Here is a 19,887-nt window from a genome sequence, read left to right as displayed (position 1 = left end):
GATGATGAATATACGAACAACCTTTACCATACCAAAGATTCTTATCGCCATTGTGCTTCTCGGCATGCTGTTCTTTACCATGATGCCCATCCTTTTCATGATTACGGCCGCCTTCATGAGTTCGCGCCAGATTGTCCGCATGCCGTTCAATTGGATCCCCGAAAGCTTGCATTGGGTCAACTTTGCCAAGGCTATCCAAGGCAATGACTTCAACTATGTATTCGTACGGAATATCACGAACTCCCTGATCGTCAGCTCAAGCGTTGCTGTCACCACTGTCCTGCTCGCCTCCCTTACCGGTTACGGGCTTGCAAAGTTCCGCTTCAGGGGACGCAACACTGTATTCATGATGATCATGGCAACCATGATGATCCCCTTCGAGGCGATCATGATACCCTTGTACATGGTCGTCATGGTCCTGCATATCCAGAACTCCTACATCGGCCTCATCCTCCCTTTCCTGGTCAGCGCCTTTGGGGTCTTCCAGATGAAGCAGTACCTCACCACCTTTCCTACAGAGTTCCTCGATGCTGCTCGTGTCGACGGCATGGGCGAGTTTGGGATCTTTGTCAAGATTGTATTTCCCAACTGCAAGCCTGTCATAGCCACCTTGGCAATCCTTTCCTTCAGAGGGCAGTGGGACAACCTGCTGTGGCCTCTCTTGGTAAGCCAGAGCGACAGGATGAAGACCATACCCCAGTACATCTCCAGCTTTGCTGCAGAGCGAAGCACCGACGAGGGTGCCATGATGGCGGCAGCTCTCTTGGCCTCCATCCCGATGTTCCTGCTCTTTATGTCACTGACCAGATATTTCATCGGAGGCTCAGCAGTATATGAGTCAAGGAAGGGTTGAGTATGTATGATCGAATCTGCACAGACCTGCTATCGAATGACCCCCTGTTCGGCCAGATATTGGCTCTCTGCCCATTCCTTGAGATGTTCCCTCCCACAGGGGAACTTCCTTTCAACCGCTATCTTCTGGTTTCCAAGAAGGAGCACAGCATCCTGGTAGCCAAGCAGATGGGCCTTGGCACTGCTTCCCCAAACCCGGAGCTGCAGGCGACGATCCTTATCAAGGACCTCTCTAGCCTCAGGCCCTATCTCTCTTTTGTGAACGACCCGATCGATGGATGCGACCTCTTTGTCTTTGACATGGGTAACGTAGTGGTCAAGAACATCCATATGCTGGGCAAGATCTCCCGCCGCTGGAACCTCCCCAAGGAGGAGTTCAAGGCCGACTATCGCAAGTATGACTTTGCCCTGATGGATGGTACTCTTGAGCCCGAGAAGTACTGGGACCACGTCCATACGAAATTTGGCATCAGGGTCGAAGGGGACCCCTTTGGCAAGGAGTTCAACCCAACCTTCAACGATGAGGTGGTCGACCTGGTAAAACGGCTGAGGAAAGAGGGTAAGCGTGTTGTCTGCGGTTCGAACACCATCGCCTCCCACTGGGATATTCTGGAGAGGATGGGAGCCCTTGCCCTCTTTGACAAGGCGTATGCCTCACACGAGATGGGCATATCGAAGCCTTCCAGACAGTTCTTTGAGCATATCCTGGACAAGGAGAAGGGCAAGGCCGGGACAACCTACTTTGTGGATGACTATGAGGAGAACATCTTCATGGCAGCCCAGATGGGGCTGAAATGCCTTTTCTACGCCGATGGGGTGGAACAGAGCTCTTCAGAGAAGCTGTCTGAGGTCTTTGCCCTATAGGGTATACCAGGCTCTTCGCTGCAAGAGCTCTAGAGAGAAAAAGCCTGCAATCCTTGTCGGATGTGCAGGCTTTCTCTTGGGAGGCTCACCTCTGTTACAAGGCGCTATGCTCGTCCCTGTACTGGGTGGGGGTGAGACCGGTAAAGCGCTTGAATATCTTGGCGAAGTAGCCTGGGGTAGGGAAGCCACAGTTGGTTGCAATCTCCCCGATGTTTCGTTTCGGGTCCTTCATCAGCTCGACCGACTTGTTGATCCTCCAGGCATTGAGGTACTGCAGAAAGTTCAGACCGGTGACCTCCTTGAAGAGCCTGGATAGGTGGCTTTCCGAGAGTTCCAGGTAGGCTGCGGCTTCCTGGAGCCCAACTGGGCTGGAGTAGTTTTCGGCGATGAAGCCGATGGTGCTGTCGATGACGTGGTTGTTGACATTGCGGGGTAGGGTGATGAGCTCTGCTGCTGTGCTGCTTTTGCCGCTCTTGAGCTGCTCGAAGTCACGGTCCTCCTCCTGTATTTTTGCTACCAGGTTGGCCAGTGTCTCTTCTAGCTCCTCATCATCCACCGGCTTGAGCAGGTAGTCGAAGACGCCCAACCTGATCGCTTTCTTCATGTAGTTGAAGTCGGAGTGACCGCTGAGGATGATTGCATGGTTGACAGGTGAGCGGGAGAGCATGGTCAGCCCATCGATGCCAGGGAGCCTGATGTCAGTGAGTACGATATCCGGTTCCAACTCCTTGATCAGTTGTTCACCTTCGAGCCCGTCGCTGGCGGTCCCCACCAGTTCAAGGTCAAGCAGCTTCCACCGTACGGAAGAGACGATCTCATCCCTTACAATCTTTTCATCTTCTACGAACACTACAGTGTAACTCATACGGTACTCCCTTTTTTCTCGTCTTTGCCTTTGGGAAATGAGATGGAAACAACGGTTCCCTTCTGCCACTCGGACTTGATGGAGAAGTTCATCTCCTTTCCATAGCGAAGGACAAGACGCCTATATACATTGTATACACCAACGTGGGTTGAGTTGGCAAGCTCATCGAGGTCATCTGGAAGCGTTCCTTGTGGAAAACCTATGCCGTCATCTTCGACAGTGATGTGAATCCACCCATTTCTTTCTGTTACCAGTACGGTGATATTCCAATCCCCTGCCTTTGGCTCGAGTCCATGGATGATGGAATTTTCGACTAGGGGTTGGATGATGAGCTTGGGTGTCTTGACCAGCTCACATACAGGGTCAAGCTCTGTCGTCACATGCAGTTTCTCCCCAAACCTGATGCGCTGGATGGTGAGGTAGGAGTCGATGAGCTCCATGCTCTCCTTGAGGGTGCACTCGCTTTCATGGTTGTCGATCGTGGAGCGCAAAAGCTTGCCCAGCTTCAGGGTGATGGTGTGGATCTCCTCCTCGCCGTGCATCTTCGCCAATGCCTTGATGGTATTGAGCGTATTGAAGAGGAAGTGGGGATTCATCTGGCTTTCCAGGGCTTTCCTCTCCGCTTCGGCCACCTTTTCCTGCTCCTCACGCGTCAGGCGCAGTAGGCTTACGATCTGTTCGACCATGACGTTGAAGGAGTGGTCGAGCTGTGCGAACTCCACAATCTTCGCATATTCGTTCTTGACATGCAGATTACCCTTTTCAACCTCTCCCATGGAGGAGGCGAGGCTTCTGATCGGCTTTGTGATGGAACGGGAAAAAATCAGGGAGATGGCGATGGCAAGCACCGTTCCGATAGCCATCATGATTGAAAATGCCCACAACCACTGGTTGAGGTTCTCCTGGAAGGGGACCGAGCTGATTGAGCCGGCCAGGCTCAGGGTGGTGCCAGGGATTGCCGTGGTGGCAAAGATGGTTGTCCCTTCCTGGACGACCTTGTTGGTAAAATCCCCTTTGAGGCCTGCCAGTTCAGGAAAGAGCGTGAAGGTGCCGTACTTGTCGGAGTGGGTAAGGGAGGAGGCGTAGAAGTCCACGGTATCGATCAAGAGCTCCTCTCCAAGAACCTTTTCTGCGTTGGTGCCGTTGGTAAGGGCCTCAGCATAGATCTCTACAACCAGATACCCCAGGTTAACCCCATCCGTATCATAGACCCTGCGTAGGATGGAGGCCAGGACCTGTCTGCCTATCTCTGTGGTACGGTGGCCCCTGATGCTTATCAAAGAGGCTGTCTGGGAGACGTTTGCATTCTGGCTGATGATGTTGTTCATGTCCCAGTTGTTGCCCTGGTAGCGCAGGTCAAAGACCTCGGGAAACTCATGGGTGGATATCCTCACCCTCCCTGAGTTGCTTACCAGATGGGCACTGGCCAGGTAGGTATCGCCACGCATGATGCCAAAGAGCAGCTGGTAGAGCTCCCTCGATGCACGGGAATTGGCATCAAGCACATCTTCCTTCAGTATGCTGACAACCAGGGGGTCAGTTGAGATCCTGTACGCCTTGTGCCGGTAGTCATCAAGGACGGTGCCAAGCCTTTTTGCATCGAGGGTGACAGTGTCCATGGCCTGCTTTTGGAGATATCGGGTCTGGTTACCCTCACCTGTCAGGGTATAGTAGGAGGAAAACAGGCCTAGGGGCACTACCAGCACGATAATGAAGTAGAGCAGCAGCCTTCCAAAAAGTGTCCTTCTTCCGAATTTCCAAGCCTTATCTTTCATGATGGCAGTGTACCTGCAAACCTATGGGCATGCAATATCATTATATGCTCACGTATTTTTTATGCATAAACATACTGTTTGGTGTATATTTACATATTGTTTTTTGTCATGAGGGTTGACACGATTGGGAAAACCACGTTACAACCTTTACAAGGCTATTCAGCCATTTTTTGAGGAGTGTATTGTGAAAGGGTTTGCAAGGCAGGTGAGTCACCATACAGATGAAAATGACAGAACTATGCACTCTTATGCAAAGACAGGTGCAGATGCTTCTTCTCGTTCTGGCGCATATCCCATGCGTAGCTTCCTTACCGACAACGTAATCCTATCAAACCTCCTCCTTCTAGCACTTCCCATCTCCCTTCTCCTAATCGTAGTAAGCCTAATTATTCTCTAACCACGGCGGCAGATAGCCATCTGTTAGGACCGTGGAACCTTCCCCCTTACCCAGGGGATCGCTAGCTTATACCCAACGCAGAGACAAAAAGGAGCATAACCCTATGAAAAACAGAGAGAAACGGTACACCTTAGCCATCCTGGTCAACAACCAACCCGGTGTCTTGATGCGCGTCGTCTCGCTTTTCAGCCGTCGTGGCTACAACATCGACAGCCTCTCCGTTGGAGAGACCGAGAATGTGGCCTATAGCCGCATAACCATCGTCATCAGCGGCGACCGCGAGATTGTGGAGCAGATCAAGAAGCAGGTGGGCAAGCTCATCGATGTGAGACGGGTCTACGAGATGACCCCGACCAGGTCGATCCTACGGGAGCTTGTCATGGTGAAGGTCTCCACCACGGCCGCAAGCAGGACCGAGGTGGTGGAGCTGGGGCAGATCTTCAAGGCGAAGATCATCGACGTCACCTCCTCTACGGTCACCCTTGAGATGACCGGGGACCTGGACAAGATCCAGTCCTTCTATGATTTGCTCAGTCCCTATGGGATTGTGGAGATGTCCCGCACCGGCATAACCGCACTCGAACGAGGATCAAGACCGTTGAGCTCCATAAGCTACAGCGAGGATGATCTTTAGGATTTGGATACAACGCCACTAAGGCGCTTACTACAATAAGGCCTTACGGCCGGAGGAAAAGAATCAATGAGCACTATGTATTACGATTCGGAAGCTGATCTCTCAAGACTTGACGGCAAGAAGGTCGCCATCATCGGGTACGGCAGCCAGGGGCATGCCCATGCACTGAACCTGCACGAAAGTGGGGTTGATGTCGTTGTAGGGCTGTACAAGGGTTCCCCAAGCTGGGCTCTTGCCGAAGAGGCTGGCCTGCAGGTAACCACTGCCGAGGAGGCAGCGAAGATGGCACAGGTCATCATGATGCTCCTTCCCGACGAAAAACAGGCCAAGATCTACCATGAGAGCATCGAGAAGGGACTGACCAAAGGCAAGTACCTTGCGTTTGCCCACGGCTTCAACATCCATTTCGGACAGATCAAGCCCCCTGCCGACGTAAACGTCATCATGATCGCACCCAAAGGCCCCGGCCACACGGTTCGTACCCAGTTCCAGGAAGGAAAGGGCGTTCCCTCACTGATCGCCATCCACCAGGATCCTAGCGGCAACTCCAAGGAGATCGCCCTCGCCTATGCTAAGGGTCTGGGAGCCGGCAGGGCAGGCATTTTTGAGACTACCTTCAAGGAAGAGACCGAGACCGACCTGTTCGGTGAGCAGGCTGTCCTCTGTGGTGGCGTAAGTGCCCTCATCAAGGCTGGTTTCGATACACTGGTGGAAGCCGGCTATCAGCCTGAGATGGCATACTTTGAGTGTTGCCATGAGATGAAGCTCATCGTCGACCTCATCAACCAGGGTGGGCTTTCCTACATGCGTTACTCCATCAGCGATACCGCCGAGTATGGCGACTACACCACCGGAGGGAAGATCATCACTGCCGACACCAAGAAGGCGATGAAAGATGTCCTTACCGATATCCAGGAAGGGACCTTTGCCCGCAACTGGCTGTTGGAGAACCAGGTAAACAGGCCCTATTTCAATGCAAAGAAGCGAATTGAAGCTGAAAGCCTCTTGGAGAAGACCGGTCAGAAGCTTCGCTCCCTGATGAGCTGGCTGAAGAAATAACTATACCAAATTCCAGGAAGGACACTATGGACAACAAAGAGAGAATCTATATTTTCGACACCACCTTGAGAGATGGCGAACAGGCACCTGGCTACAGCATGAACCTTGACGAAAAAATTCGCATGGCCCAGCAGCTGGAGTCCCTAGGGGTCGATATTCTTGAGGCGGGGTTTGCCATAGCGTCCCCCGGGGATTTTGCAAGTGTGCAGGCCATCAGCCGCGCTGTACAGGATGTGACGGTCGCATCCCTTTCCAGGGCTCTGGAAAAGGATATCAACGCAGCCTGGGAGGCGGTGAAGGAGGCCAGACGGCCACGGATCCACACCTTCCTTGCCACCAGCGACCTCCATCTTGAGTACAAGCTGAAGATGAGCCGCGAACAGGCGTTGGAAAAGGCTGTGGCGATGGTCAGGTATGCGAGGAACCTCTGCGGTGAGGTTGAATTCTCCCTGGAGGATGCCACCCGTTCTGACCTGGACTATCTTTGCCAGGTGGTTGAGGCTGTCATCAAGGCGGGGGCCCAGGTAGTAAACCTCCCCGATACGGTCGGCTATGCAACACCTGACGATATGAAGCGGATGGTCGGCTCTGTCATGAACAGGGTTCCCAACGTCGACAAGGCCATCCTGGCAGTCCACTGCCACAACGACCTTGGCCTTGCCATGGCAAATACCCTTGCAGGCTTGCAGGCAGGGGCCAGGCAGGCGGAGTGCACCCTCTGTGGGATAGGCGAACGTGCAGGAAATGCTGCCCTTGAGGAGATAGCCATGGCGCTGCGGACGCGCAACGATGCATTTCCCTTCTACTCCAACCTGAAGACCGAGGAGATCTACCGATCGGCTAGGGTGCTTACCTCCATAACCGGGGTAAAGATGAACCCCTCAAAAGCCATCGTGGGGGCCAATGCCTTTGCCCATGAGAGTGGCATCCACCAGCATGGCATGATGGCAAACAGCCTCACCTATGAGATCATGACCCCCGAAAGTGTCGGGGTCCTGACCACAAGCCTCGTGCTGGGCAAGCACAGCGGACAGCACGCCTTTGAGAAACGGCTGGTCGACCTTGGATACGGGCTTGGCAAGGAAGAGGTCATCCGCCTCTTCGGGGAGTTCAAGAGCCTCGCCGACCGCAAGAAGACCATCACAGACAGGGATATCATCGCCCTGGTGGAAAGCACCAGCAAGCCCTCATCCGTCACCTGGGAGCTTGACTCCTTTGTGGTAAACAGCGGGAACATGATGACCAGCACCGCATGTGTGACCCTCAAGAAGGGTGAGAAGAAGTTCCAGGAAGTTGCCTGCGGCACCGGCCCTGTCTATGCATCGCTGCGTGCAGTCGAGAAGATCATCCGCCATCCCTTCGGCCTTGAGGACTACAACCTCCAGGCTGTTACCGAGCACCGTGATGCCCTCGGGGAGGTGGTGGTGAAGATCAGCGACGGAAGCGGCATCTATCGGGGCAGGGGGGTCAGCACCGACGTCATCGAGGCTTCCATCCTCGCCTGCCTTGCAGCGATAAACCGCATGCTCGACGAGTCGGTTCCCCGCAATGTCACAGGGGTAAAGGTTACCTCAGCCCCCAATTTTTCCAATGACATGCTCAGTAGCCATAGCGACAAGCAGAAGGAGAGCTCCGATGAGTAAGATTTCCCTGTTCGACTCAACCCTGCGTGATGGCAGTCAAGGCGAAGGCATCAGCTTTTCCGTCGAGGACAAGCTGAAGATTGTCCGTGCCCTGGACAGCCTTGGCGTAGAGTACATCGAAGCAGGAAACCCAGGCTCCAACCCCAAGGACCTTGAGTTCTTTGAGCGTGCCAGGGACTTGCAGCTGCGCCACTCCACCTTGGTGAGCTTCGGTTCCACCAGAAGAAGGAATACCAAGGCCAGTGAGGACCAGAATCTGCTGAACCTGGTGGCGAGCAACACGAAGGTGGTCTCCATCTTCGGAAAGAGCTGGGATTTCCATGTAACTGAAATCATCCGAACCACGCTGGAGGAGAACCTGGCTATGATCGAGGAGAGCATACGCTTCATCGTCGATTCCGGCAGTGAGGTCTTCTTCGATGCAGAGCACTACTATGATGGGTATGTGGCAAACAGGCAGTACGCCATCGCCACGCTGAAGGCGGCCTTGGCCGGGGGGGCCTCCACCCTGGTCCTGTGTGAGACACGGGGCGGGATGCTCCCTTCCCTGGTCGCTTCCATAACCGAGGAGACACGGGCCTTGTTTCCGACCACCCCAATCGGCATCCATGCCCATGATGACATCGGCTGTGGCGTTGCCTCATCCATCGCGGCTGTGGAGCACGGGGCAACACAGGTGCAGGGGACGTTGCTTGGCTTTGGGGAGCGGTGCGGTAACGCCTGCCTTGCAAGCGTTGCGGCGGTCCTGCAGACGAAGATGGGCCATGACTGCCTCAATGGGGTGATGCTGGAGAACCTTACCCCGGTAAGCCGGGCAGTGGCTGAGATCGCCAATGTGCGCATTCCCCATGGCACGCCCTTCATCGGACGCAGCGCCTTTGCCCATAAGGGTGGGATGCACATCGATGGGGTGCAGAAGAACCCCACCTCCTTCGAACATATCGACCCTACCACGGTGGGTAACGAGCGACGGCTGCTAATGAGCGAGGTTGCAGGCCGTGCCCTGATGACCAAGCGCATAGCCACCATCGCCCCAGACCTGGACAAGGACGACCCGGTTACCATCACGCTGATGGATGAGCTCAAGAGCCTTGAGGCCCAAGGCTATCAGTTTGAGGGAGCAGAAAGCTCCTTTGACCTGGTCATCCGTCGCCATTTGAGGATGTACCGGCCCTTCTTTACCCTGGTCCATTTCCAGACCTTGGGGAGCATGCCCTATGCAGACCCCCTCTCCGGGGCAACCCACCAGGCGGTGGTGAAGGTGAAGGTAGGCCGTGAAAGTGCCATCACGGCAGCTGAGGGAGAGGGTCCGGTCAACGCCCTGGACAAGGCCCTTCGCAAGGTGTTGGAGACCTTCTATCCGACCCTCAAGAGTGTGCACCTCACAGACTACAAGGTCCGTGTCCTGGATTCGGGAAGTGCAACCGCTTCCAAGGTACGGGTATTGATCGAATCAACCGATGGCAAGGATACTTGGTCTACCATCGGGGTCAGCAAGGATATTATTGAGGCCAGCTGGCTGGCCCTCAACGACAGCATAGAGTACAAATTGATCGCCGATGGGATCTCCCCTTCGGACGACAAAGAATAAGGAGACGCCAATATGGGCATGACAATGACACAGAAGATTCTTGCTCACCATGCAAAACTGGACTCGGTCAGAGTAGGGCAGTTGATCATGGCTGATCTGGATATGGTGCTGGGCAACGACATTACTGCACCTGTTGCAATCAATGAATTTCCAAAGTTCGGGCAGAGCACGGTCTTTGACAAGGACAAGGTAGCCCTTGTTCCCGACCACTTCTCCCCGAACAAGGACATCAAGGCTGCCGAGCAGTGCAAGAGCCTGAGGACCTTTGCCGGTAAACATGCGATCACCAACTACTTCGATGTGGGGCAGATGGGTATCGAGCATGCCCTGCTTCCAGAGAAGGGTCTTGTCTGTGCTGGCGACCTGGTCATCGGGGCTGACAGCCACACCTGCACCTATGGTGCCCTCGGTGCTTTCTCCACAGGGGTTGGTTCCACCGACATGGCCTGTGGCATGGCTACCGGCCAGGCCTGGTTCAAGGTTCCTTCTGCCATCAAACTCAACCTGAGCGGCAAGTTCAGGCCCTATGTCTCCGGCAAGGACCTGATCCTCCACATCATCGGCATGATCGGTGTGGATGGGGCCCTCTACCAGAGCATGGAATTCTCAGGTGAGGGAGTCGCCTCCCTGACCATCGACGACCGCTTCACCGTTGCCAACATGGCCATCGAGGCTGGGGCGAAGAACGGCATTTTCCCGGTGGACAGCGTGGCCCTTGAGTACCTTGCGGAGCACTGCCCCCGTAAGCCTGTCATCTATGAAGCGGATGCCGATGCAGAGTATGACCGGGTGATCGACATCGACCTCTCGGCCATCAAGAGCACCATTGCATTCCCCCACCTGCCTTCCAATACCCGTACCATCGACGAGGTCGGTGAGATCAAGATCGACCAGGTGGTCATCGGGTCGTGTACCAATGGGCACATCAGTGACCTCAGGGAGGCTGCGGCTATCCTCAAGGGCAGGAAAGTGGCCCCTTGGGCCCGTTGCCTGATTTTCCCTGCAACCCAGAAGATCTGGAAGCAGGCGATGAACGAGGGCTTGTTTGACATCTTCGTCGATAGTGGCTGTGCTGTCTCCACCCCAACCTGTGGGCCATGCCTTGGCGGGCATATGGGCGTCCTGGCTGAGGGAGAGCGTGCGGTAAGCACGACAAACAGGAACTTTGTAGGCCGCATGGGCCATGTGAAGAGTGAGGTCTACCTTGCAAGCCCGGCAGTAGCCGCCGCAAGTGCGATCAAGGGGTACATCGCTGACCCCGCCAGTGTGCAGGAGGTGCAATAATGCAAGCTAGAGGAAGTGTTTTCAGATATGGGGACAACATCGATACCGATGTCATCATCCCTGCGAGGTACCTCAATACCTCCAACCACAAGGAACTGGCCATGCATTGCATGGAGGATATCGACCAGAGCTTCGTGAAGAAGGTGCAAGACGGTGACATCATCGTCGCAGACAAGAACTTCGGCTGCGGCTCAAGCCGTGAGCATGCTCCCATAGCCATCAAGGAGAGCGGAATCTCCTGTGTGATCGCCCGTACCTATGCCCGTATCTTCTACCGCAACGCCCTCAATATCGGCCTTCCTATCCTCGAGTGCGAGGAGGCCTGTGATGGCATCAAGGCAGGCGATGTGGTCAGTGTGGACTTCTCCACAGGGGTCATCACCAACGAGACCAGCGGCAAATCGTTCCAGAGCGAGCCGTTTCCTCCCTTTATGCAGGCACTCATCCAGGCCGGTGGCCTTGCCCCCTACATTGCAGCAAAAGGGGCGAAGGCATGAAGAAGCATATTGCATTGGTCCCAGGGGATGGGATCGGGGTGGATATCGTCTCTGAGGCTGTGAAGGTGCTTGACCGCCTCGCCAAGAAATTCGGCCACGAATTTACCTACACCTCCTACCTCGCCGGTGGCTGTGCCATCGACGCGACAGGAAAGCCACTTCCCGAGGAGACCCTCAAGGGTTGCCAGGAGAGCGACAGCGTCCTGCTCGGTGCCGTTGGCGGCCCGGCCTGGGACAAGCTTCCCAGCAACCTACGCCCGGAGAAGGCCCTTCTGGGTCTTCGTGGGGGTATGGGGCTGTTCTGCAACCTCCGACCTGCCATCCTCTACAAGCAGCTTGCCGGGGCCTGCCCCCTGAAGGCTGAGATCGTGGGGGAGGGATTGGACATCATGGTGGTGCGCGAGCTCACCGGTGGAATCTACTTTGGCCAGCGAGGTCGTGACGAGAACGGTGCCTATGACACGATGAGCTATACCGTCTCCGAGATCGAACGGATAGTGCGCAAGGGTTTTGAGACCGCCCAGAAGCGGAAGAAGAGGCTGTGCAGTGTCGACAAGGCGAACATCCTCAACTCCAGCCAGCTCTGGAGGGAGATCGTGGGGCGTCTTGCCCCCGACTATCCTGACGTGGTGGTGAACCACCTCTATGTGGACAACGCGGCGATGCAGCTTGTTCGCAACCCCCGTCAGTTCGATGTCATCGTGACGGAGAACATGTTCGGGGATATCCTCAGCGACGAGGCCTCCCAGATCACCGGCTCGATCGGGATGTTGCCATCGGCTTCCCTGAGGGAGGATGGGTTTGGCATGTACGAGCCTATCCATGGCAGTGCCCCTGACCTTGCAGGCAAGAATGTGGCCAACCCTATAGCCACCATCCTCTCTGTCGGCATGATGATGCGCTACACCTTCGGCCTGCCCAAGGAAGCCGATGCCATCGAAGAGGCTGTTTCCAAGGTTCTCGATGCGTCCTACCGCACCGCGGACATCTACACCGAGGGCATGAAGCTTGTCGGTACAAAAGAGATGGGTGACCTTATAGCCCAGGCCCTGTAAAGGGGAGGAACCTAGGATGGACGATAGCAAGAAACGCTCAAGTGCAATGACCGAAGGTGTCGACAAGGCCCCTCACCGGTCCCTGATGAAGGCTCTCGGTTGGACTGACCGTGAAATTCATATGCCGATGATCGGCATCGTAAACGGTGCGAACGAGATCATCCCCGGCCATATCCACCTCAACAGGATAGTCGATGGTGTCAAGGCAGGGGTACGTGAAGCTGGAGGCAATCCTGTTGCGTTTCCTGTTATCGGTGTCTGCGATGGCATAGCGATGGGGCATACGGGTATGAAGTACTCCTTGGCCAGTCGGGAGATCATCGCCGATTCGATCGAGATCATGGCTACCGCCCATCCTTTCGATGCCCTGGTCTTTGTCCCCAACTGTGACAAGATCGTCCCGGGTATGCTCATGGCCGCAGCAAGGCTGAACATCCCCTCCATCTTCGTCTCAGGAGGCCCCATGCTGGCAGGTCACGTCCCTGGTGGGTCGGTCAATGGCATGAGCCTTTCGACGATGTTTGAGGCCGTGGGAAGCCAGGCTGCCGGTACCATGAGCCAGGAACAGCTGGACGTGTTTGAGGACAATGCCTGTCCTACCTGCGGTTCCTGCAGCGGCATGTATACGGCCAACAGCATGAACTGCCTTACCGAGGCCATCGGCATGGGCCTTCCCGGCAACGGGACGGTTCCCGCTGTCTATAGCGCCCGTGACCGCCTTGCCAAGGAAGCCGGCTACATGATCATGGAGATCCTGAAGAAGAACCTCCGTCCCCTGGACATCCTCACACCAAAGGCCTTTGCCAATGCCCTGGCAGTTGACATGGCCCTTGGATGCAGCACCAACACGATGCTCCATCTTCCTGCCATTGCCCACGAGGCCGGAGTCGAACTTGATATCTTCATGGCAAATGCGATCAGTGCAAAGGTGCCGAACCTCTGCCACCTCGCCCCTGCCGGCCCCTACCATATCGAGGACCTCTACCAGGCAGGTGGGGTGCTTGCGGTAATGCACGAGCTTGACAAGGCCGGCCTGTTGGACGGCAGTTTGCCGACTGTCAGCTGCAAGAGCATTGGCGAGCTCTACAAGCATGCAACGAACTACAATACCTCGGTCATCAGGCCGATCACCAATCCCTACTCCAAGACAGGCGGCATAGCCGTGCTGCAGGGAAACCTCGCCCCCGATGGGGCCGTGGTCAAGAAGAGTGCCGTCGATGAGAAGATGCTCGTCCACAAGGGCCCTGCAAGGGTCTTTGAGAGTGAGGAGGATGTCATCAAGGCTATCTTCGCTTCCCAGATCAAGAGTGGCGATGTGGTGGTTATCCGCTACGAGGGTCCGAAGGGAGGTCCTGGCATGCGCGAGATGCTCTCTCCCACCTCCGCCATTGCTGGCATGGGGTTGGACAAGGATGTGGCCCTCATCACCGATGGTCGTTTCAGTGGTGCCACCCGGGGAGCTTCCATCGGGCATGTGAGCCCTGAGGCTGCCGAAGGCGGACCTATTGCGTTTGTCGAGGAAGGGGACATCATCAGCATCGACATCCCCCAGGGAAAGCTTGAGCTGCTTGTCGATGAGAAAGTCCTGGAACAGAGAAGGAAAGGTTGGAAATGCAAGGAGAGCCCGATAACCACCGGCTATCTTGCCAGGTATGCCAAACAGGTTACCAGTGCTTCCCGTGGCGCAATTTTCAAGCAATAGGACCGAACAGAAGAGGAGAACTAGTATGCAGATGACCGGAGCACAGATAATAATTGAGTGTTTGACTGAACAGGGTGTCGATGTAGTGTTCGGCTTTCCTGGGGGGGCCGTGTTGCCCCTGTATGAGGCCCTGTTCCAGAACAAGAACCGCATCAGACATATACTCACTGCTCATGAGCAAGGGGCCAGCCATGCTGCAGATGGGTATGCACGTTCCACCGGAAAGGTTGGGGTGTGCATCGCTACCAGCGGACCGGGAGCCACCAACCTGGTTACCGGCATCGCCACCGCCTATATGGACAGTGTGCCGATGGTTGCCATCACCGGGAACGTGACCCTGCCCCTTTTGGGGAAGGACAGCTTCCAGGAGGTCGACATCACCGGCATCACCATGCCCATCACCAAGCACAACTACATCGTCAAGGATGTGAACATGCTTGCGAAGACCATCAGGGATGCCTTCAGGATTGCCCAGGAGGGTCGTCCAGGTCCTGTTTTGATCGACATCCCCAAGGATGTGACAGTCCACTTGGCCGATTACGTGGCCAAGCAGCCTGAACCCATCCTCCCGAGGACCGAGCGCCTGAGTGCTGAGAGCTTGGATATGGCCCTCTCTTTGATCAAGGAGAGTGAGCGGCCGATGCTCTACGTTGGCGGTGGGGTCATCAGGGGCAAGGCCTCCGATGAGCTGAACAGGTTCATAGAGCTCATCGACGCTCCTGTCTGTACCTCCCTCATGGGGTGTGGTGCGGTCAGTTCCCTCAACGAGCGCTTTACCGGCATGGTGGGGATGCACGGCTCGAAGGTCTCCAACATGTGTGTCTCTGCCTGCGACCTGCTTGTCGTGGTGGGTGCACGGTTCAGCGACCGTGTGGTGAGCAAGGCCAGTGGCTTTGCCCAGAATGCGAAAATCATCCACATCGATGTGGATCCGGCTGAGATCGACAAGAATATCAAGACCTGCTGTCATGTCGTGGGTGATGTCAAGGTTGTGCTCTCTGAGCTGAACAAGCGTCTTGTCCAGCCCTTGCACAATGAAAAGTGGATGGAGCAGGTCGATTCCTACAAGAAGCGCTATCCTATCCGGTTTGACAACGAGAGCCAGCGTGCCAAGAAGCTTCTCAAGAGCCTTCAGAAGGTGCTTCCCCCTGACTTCTTCATCGTAACCGAAGTCGGCCAGCACCAGATGTGGGCTGCCCAGTTCCTCAAGCATATCCAACCTGGACACTTCCTTACCAGTGGAGGCCTAGGGACCATGGGATATGGCACTGGGGCTGCCATCGGGGCCCAGATCGGAAACCCAAAGAGTAGGGTGGTCAACGTAGCAGGGGATGGGAGCTTTGGGATGAACTGCAACGAGCTTGCAACCATTGCCCGTTTCAGGCTTCCGGTGATTATCTTGCTGATGAACAACCATACCTTGGGAATGGTGCGACAGTGGCAGACCCTCTTCTTCGATAACCACTACAGCGAGACAACGCTGGATGATGTCGTCGATTGGGTTGCCCTTGCCAATGCCTACGGTATCAAGGGCATGAGGATCGGAAGCGATGATGACCCGATGCCGATCCTGCAGGAAGCCCTCGATCTCAATGCCCCTGTGGTCATTGAGTGTGAGATTCCTGTCGACGACAAGGCCTATCCGATGGTAGCCCCAGGGGCCTCCATCGACGATATGCTTGGTGTCGGGGAGCTCGGCGACTACTGATACTGGAAGGTGACCAGATCGAGAAAGGATATCCCAAAGGCGGCGCAGATATTGTCTACCGTCTGCTTGCGGGGTATCCTCTTGTTTTTTTCGATATAATGGATCTGACTTCTGGTAAGATAGGCCCTATCCATCAACTCCTGCTGTGTCATGTTCTGCGCAAGGCGCAACTGACGAATTGCTTCCCCAATCATCATTTTTTCCATGGAACCAGTATCCTATAAAAAAATACCTACTTGCCGAAAATACGTCAGGAAGAACAAAAAAAATAAGAAATGATGGGGTTACCCGGCGCATATATCCGAGTGAAGCCATTGGTAGGTATCGTATGGGTTTTCAGAATAATAACTTACAGACAGAGACGTTTTTACCAAAAAGCTGTGTAGTTTTTCCAAAAATATGTCAGACGATGGTATACTGGGTGCATAATCCCTATCCAGGAGAAGTACATGGAAGAAGCTATGCGGGAAATGTCGCTTGAGGAGCTTGGGTCGGTCTGTTCGAACCTTGCAAAGGCATGCTCAAAGCAGATGAGGATGGAGGAAGCGGACCTTTTTGGCAGGCTTGCCTCATACTACGGGCAAAAGAGGGAGAGAAGGGAAGGGCAGTCCTTCAAGGCCCTTTCCGCTCTCATCGAGGAGGATCTTTCCCAAGGCTATGCCAAGGCAACAGGGACTGCACAAGCCGAAGGTGACCGGGGCGCCCAACGCTCCTTGGTATGGGGGGAGAAGACGACAAAACTCCTGAAGAGCCTTCTGGCCAGATATGAGAAGCAGGGTACCTCCCTATTGGAGAAAACCAATGTATTTGTCTGCGATATCTGTGGCTTTGTCTATGTTGGAGAACAACCGCCGGAGATCTGCCCTGTCTGCAAGGTACCAAGCTTCAAGATCCTTGCTGTCCAGAAGGAGGCCATCTGATGCATGCCGTAAGAAATATTCGACTCTGTACCAAGGATTGCCTCTGCCTGTTCGTCTGCCCCACCGGAGCTACCGATACCGAGACCGGACAGATAGACGCGAGCAAATGTCTTGATGGGTGTCGCCTTTGTGTGGATGCCTGCCCCTCCCATGCAATTTTCCTGATTCCCAAGAACTATACCCCACAGCAAAAGAAGAGTGAGAAGACAAAACAGGCTCTCAAGGAGCTGGCAAAGAGCAAGGCAGAGCAGGAGAGGCTTGCCCTGGATATTGCCAAGGAGACAACTGACCCCACCGAACGGCAATTGGCAAGGGCCCTTGCCCGTTCTCTGAGGATACTCTCTGAGGACCTGCACCGTGAGAGTGGCTTCATGCTGCCCCAGGATGAGGCTACCAGGGCTTTTTTGCAAGAGCAGCTACAAAAAAACAGCAATAGCGATGATTTTCCCAAGGAAGCTGTGCTGAGACTGTTGCAGTTGCTATAGGAAAGGAAACTTATACTACACAGTCGCTATGGGCAGATGCAAATTTTGTATCTGCCCAAGCTCCCTTGGTAGGAAACTTTTTGGTACTAGGGGCTAATCGGCTGTTTTCCCAGATTGACCATGACATGCAGGACTCTTGATGATGTAGTTCAATTTTTATCCATGGGTTTGTATTCCCAGACTACAATTCGCAAGAATATGAAGGATAAAATAGTTGTAACTTTGTCAATTATATGCCATTACGATGCTAGGAGTTTCCCTCTGAGATGGAGGCTTGTGTTTACAGAAATGGGTGTTCTGGAGAAGTGTTGTAAGGAATTTGTATGCAGTATCTTGAATTCATGTTGCTCTCTTCCTCACTGATGCTAGCCATCTTTGCCGATGTCCTGAGATTCCCCCTGTTGAGAAAGGGGAGGGGCAGTCGGTTCTTCGGCGGGATCTCAATCGTATACTCTGTCTTCCTCATCCTCTCCATGGTGGTTACGGGTGTGGAGGAAAGTTTTCTCACCTTCCCCGTCTATGTTGAACGGGTCCTCTGGGCCCTGCAGTTTCTCTCTTTCCCCTTTCTTTTGGCCATGTGGATGCATTTCAATGCGCTTAACGTCATAGATAACCCCAAACTGGTATCAAGGCTGACCTACATACATCTCATCCCCTTGGTAGGGCTGACCGTACTGACCGTGGCAGACATTTCCCTACAAAAGTTCTATCCGCTCAATGCAGCGTATGCACATATGTTGCCTGTAGCGGGAACCACCTTCATGATGGTCGTGTCGGTTTTCTTCTGCCTGGGCATGCTTCTGCCCACACTAGCTCATGCCAAGGAGTTGCAGGGTTCATTCCTGTTCATATCGATACTTCTTCCCACAACGCTGCTGATTTCGATGGCAACCTTCTGGATTACCCATAGCTATGCCCTATTCATCGTAGTGAACCCTTTCATGCTTGTCCTCTACTATCTGATCGGACAACGTGATTCGGTCATCCTCGATGGTTTGACAGGTCTCCCTACGATGGCTCTTCTCGAGCGGAAGCTGATCCGTATTTTCAGGTTTCAGGTCTCCAGTTCGGTCATTCTTCTGGATATTGAGAATTTCCATGCTTTCAATGCCCGTCATGGGCAACGCATCGGTGACAGCTTATTGGTGAAGCTTGCAGAGTATCTTGGTACCTTATGCATAGCAAATGAACTGTTTAGGCTTGATAGTGACCGTTTCTGTCTTTGCATTCCCAATAGAGAGAGTAGTCTGGCAGACCGTTTGGTTACGCAGATCCAGGAGAGGATGGACCAACCTTGGGAAGTTGAGGGTATGTTCCTGTACATACAGGTCAACATCGCTGTCATCAGTATCCCCAAGCAGGCTTCTACTCTTGATGAGTTCAAACGGGCGACCGACCAGCTGTTGCTGGAGATCAAGAGCGTCCGCAACACAGGCAAGATTGTCTATACCCGGGCTTTGTCGCTCGACAAGCAGCATAAGCAGGACATCATTTCTGCCTTGAGGGATTCGATCAGGGATCCTAACCAGGTGCAGGTCTACTACCAGCCGGTCTATGAGATAGGGACAGGAAAGCTGATATCCGCTGAGGCGTTGATGAGAATTGTCGACAAGCATCTTGGATTCCTGCTTCCCGACGATTTCATCCCCTTGGCAGAGCAGACTGGCCTGATAGTGCAGCTTACCCAGATTTTGCTGACCAAGGTATGCCAGATGATGAAAAGGATCTCCCAAGAACAAAATTCACTGCAATACATCGCGGTAAACCTTTCGGGGATTGAGTTCGAGTCCAAGGCGATAGGGAAGAACCTCCTGGAGACCATCAAGCGGGAAGGGGTCGATCCGAGGAGGATAGGCTTTGAGATTACCGAGTCGGTAGTCTTGCAGTCCTACGAGATGGTTGCTTCCGTAATGAAAGAGTTGGCTGGTGAGGGAATCTTCTTTGCCCTGGATGATTTCGGTTCGGGCTATTCCCATCTCAGGGCCTTGATTGACCTGCCCTATGCGTATGTGAAATTCGACAAGAGTGTCATCCGTAGTTCCACAACAAACCCCAAGATGCTCACCCTTCTGGCTGGTATGTTGCATACCCTGGACAAGTGCGTCATTGTAGAAGGGGTGGAGACTGAAGAGGAGCTGGCCTTGGCACACAAGATAGGAATAGAACGTGTTCAGGGTTTCTATTTCTCAGAGCCTTTGCAAGGTGATGAGTTCTTGCAGTTGCTGAGGAAAGCAGAGAAACGATAGGGGTGATGGGGTAAGCTAACATCAAATGCACTTCAGGTCAAAATGAGTTTCTCAACCACCTAAAGCCATGTGGTGGGGGGTGAAGCCGTTTTTTGGACTCCACTACATCGTAATGGTATAATGGAAGAAAAAGTGTAGGGTATTCAAGCTCAGGAAATAAGAAAGACGCGCAGTTCGTCTGTCCTCGTTCATGGAGCTCCCAGTACTAAGTATTTGCAAACTGAGTATATATGGAATACCATTACATGAAGTCATTGCAATAGGAGAAAAATTGAGATGGTCATGGACATTTCTATTTTAAGGAAGTATT

General features: G+C 54.0%; 17 protein-coding genes. 14 read left to right on the top strand and 3 right to left on the bottom strand.

Translation table 11 applies throughout. The features are described 5' to 3' along the window. The first annotated feature begins 4 nt into the window (after positions 1–4). Together ROJ03_RS12085 and ROJ03_RS12080 are read left to right on the top strand one after the other, a co-directional pair. The gene (locus tag ROJ03_RS12085) at positions 5–853 is read left to right on the top strand and encodes a carbohydrate ABC transporter permease (RefSeq protein ID WP_313727320.1); all 849 of its coding nucleotides are present in this window, start codon (positions 5–7) and stop codon (positions 851–853) included. 2 nt (positions 854–855) lie between these two features. Beyond that, positions 856–1,716, top strand: coding sequence for an HAD family hydrolase (locus ROJ03_RS12080; RefSeq protein WP_313727319.1), 861 nt, complete (start codon positions 856–858; stop codon positions 1,714–1,716). A gap of 94 nt (positions 1,717–1,810) precedes the next feature. Here ROJ03_RS12080 and ROJ03_RS12075 read toward each other — a convergent pair whose 3' ends face one another. After that, positions 1,811–2,581 (bottom strand): helix-turn-helix domain-containing protein, encoded by a 771-nt coding sequence (locus tag ROJ03_RS12075; RefSeq protein ID WP_313727318.1) that lies wholly within the window; start codon positions 2,579–2,581, stop codon positions 1,811–1,813. Then, on the bottom strand, positions 2,578–4,356 hold the full coding sequence (locus tag ROJ03_RS12070; protein WP_313727317.1) for a sensor histidine kinase: 1,779 nt from the start codon (positions 4,354–4,356) through the stop codon (positions 2,578–2,580). The genes ROJ03_RS12075 and ROJ03_RS12070 overlap by 4 nt, the downstream gene beginning before the upstream one ends. A gap of 500 nt (positions 4,357–4,856) precedes the next feature. On the opposite strand from ROJ03_RS12070, the gene ilvN reads away from it, so the two are divergent. The 9 genes from ilvN to ilvB all read left to right on the top strand — a co-directional run bounded on the left by ilvN (position 4,857) and on the right by ilvB (position 15,926). Further along, positions 4,857–5,387: an acetolactate synthase small subunit gene (ilvN, locus tag ROJ03_RS12065; protein ID WP_313727316.1), complete on the top strand. Its 531-nt coding sequence runs from the start codon at positions 4,857–4,859 to the stop codon at positions 5,385–5,387. A 66-nt stretch (positions 5,388–5,453) separates the two neighbouring features. Then, complete coding sequence (ilvC, locus tag ROJ03_RS12060) at positions 5,454–6,446, top strand: ketol-acid reductoisomerase (protein ID WP_313727315.1); 993 nt, start codon at positions 5,454–5,456, stop codon at positions 6,444–6,446. A 26-nt stretch (positions 6,447–6,472) separates the two neighbouring features. Then, a complete protein-coding gene (locus ROJ03_RS12055) occupies positions 6,473–8,089 on the top strand; it encodes a 2-isopropylmalate synthase (protein ID WP_313727314.1) in 1,617 nt (538 codons plus the stop codon). Then, on the top strand, positions 8,082–9,680 hold the full coding sequence (gene cimA, locus ROJ03_RS12050) for a citramalate synthase (protein WP_313727313.1): 1,599 nt from the start codon (positions 8,082–8,084) through the stop codon (positions 9,678–9,680). The genes ROJ03_RS12055 and cimA overlap by 8 nt, the downstream gene beginning before the upstream one ends. Before the next feature lie 12 nt (positions 9,681–9,692). Further along, on the top strand, positions 9,693–10,964 hold the full coding sequence (leuC, locus tag ROJ03_RS12045; RefSeq protein WP_313727312.1) for a 3-isopropylmalate dehydratase large subunit: 1,272 nt from the start codon (positions 9,693–9,695) through the stop codon (positions 10,962–10,964). Next, the gene (leuD, locus tag ROJ03_RS12040; protein ID WP_313727311.1) at positions 10,964–11,461 is read left to right on the top strand and encodes a 3-isopropylmalate dehydratase small subunit; all 498 of its coding nucleotides are present in this window, start codon (positions 10,964–10,966) and stop codon (positions 11,459–11,461) included. Before leuC ends, leuD begins: the two co-directional genes overlap by 1 nt. Then, positions 11,458–12,516, top strand: a complete 1,059-nt coding sequence (leuB, locus tag ROJ03_RS12035) for a 3-isopropylmalate dehydrogenase (RefSeq protein ID WP_313727310.1) — start codon at positions 11,458–11,460, stop codon at positions 12,514–12,516. Before leuD ends, leuB begins: the two co-directional genes overlap by 4 nt. 16 nt (positions 12,517–12,532) lie before the next feature. Beyond that, positions 12,533–14,218, top strand: coding sequence for a dihydroxy-acid dehydratase (gene ilvD / locus ROJ03_RS12030; protein ID WP_313727309.1), 1,686 nt, complete (start codon positions 12,533–12,535; stop codon positions 14,216–14,218). A 25-nt stretch (positions 14,219–14,243) separates the two neighbouring features. After that, positions 14,244–15,926, top strand: a complete 1,683-nt coding sequence (gene ilvB, locus ROJ03_RS12025; RefSeq protein WP_313727308.1) for a biosynthetic-type acetolactate synthase large subunit — start codon at positions 14,244–14,246, stop codon at positions 15,924–15,926. Here ilvB and ROJ03_RS12020 read toward each other — a convergent pair. Then, the gene (locus tag ROJ03_RS12020) at positions 15,920–16,132 is read right to left on the bottom strand and encodes a helix-turn-helix transcriptional regulator (protein WP_313727307.1); all 213 of its coding nucleotides are present in this window, start codon (positions 16,130–16,132) and stop codon (positions 15,920–15,922) included. The genes ilvB and ROJ03_RS12020 overlap by 7 nt on opposite strands. A gap of 243 nt (positions 16,133–16,375) precedes the next feature. Between ROJ03_RS12020 and ROJ03_RS12015 the strand changes: the two genes are divergently transcribed. From ROJ03_RS12015 to ROJ03_RS12005, 3 genes are all read left to right on the top strand, one after another. Further along, positions 16,376–16,846 (top strand): rubredoxin-like domain-containing protein, encoded by a 471-nt coding sequence (locus ROJ03_RS12015; RefSeq protein WP_313727306.1) that lies wholly within the window; start codon positions 16,376–16,378, stop codon positions 16,844–16,846. Next, positions 16,846–17,331 carry a 4Fe-4S ferredoxin gene (locus ROJ03_RS12010; protein WP_313727305.1) on the top strand — a complete coding sequence of 162 codons (486 nt, stop codon included), beginning with the start codon at positions 16,846–16,848 and terminating at the stop codon, positions 17,329–17,331. Before ROJ03_RS12015 ends, ROJ03_RS12010 begins: the two co-directional genes overlap by 1 nt. Before the next feature lie 323 nt (positions 17,332–17,654). Continuing rightward, positions 17,655–19,577 carry a bifunctional diguanylate cyclase/phosphodiesterase gene (locus ROJ03_RS12005; protein ID WP_313727304.1) on the top strand — a complete coding sequence of 641 codons (1,923 nt, stop codon included), beginning with the start codon at positions 17,655–17,657 and terminating at the stop codon, positions 19,575–19,577. Positions 19,578–19,887 lie beyond the last annotated feature (310 nt).

Origin of the sequence: Sphaerochaeta sp. PS (assembly GCF_032144095.1) — a bacterium.
GTDB lineage: Bacteria > Spirochaetota > Spirochaetia > Sphaerochaetales > Sphaerochaetaceae > Sphaerochaeta.
Note: the sequence above shows the minus strand (reverse complement) of the source record. Positions and strands in the feature narration are given on the sequence as shown.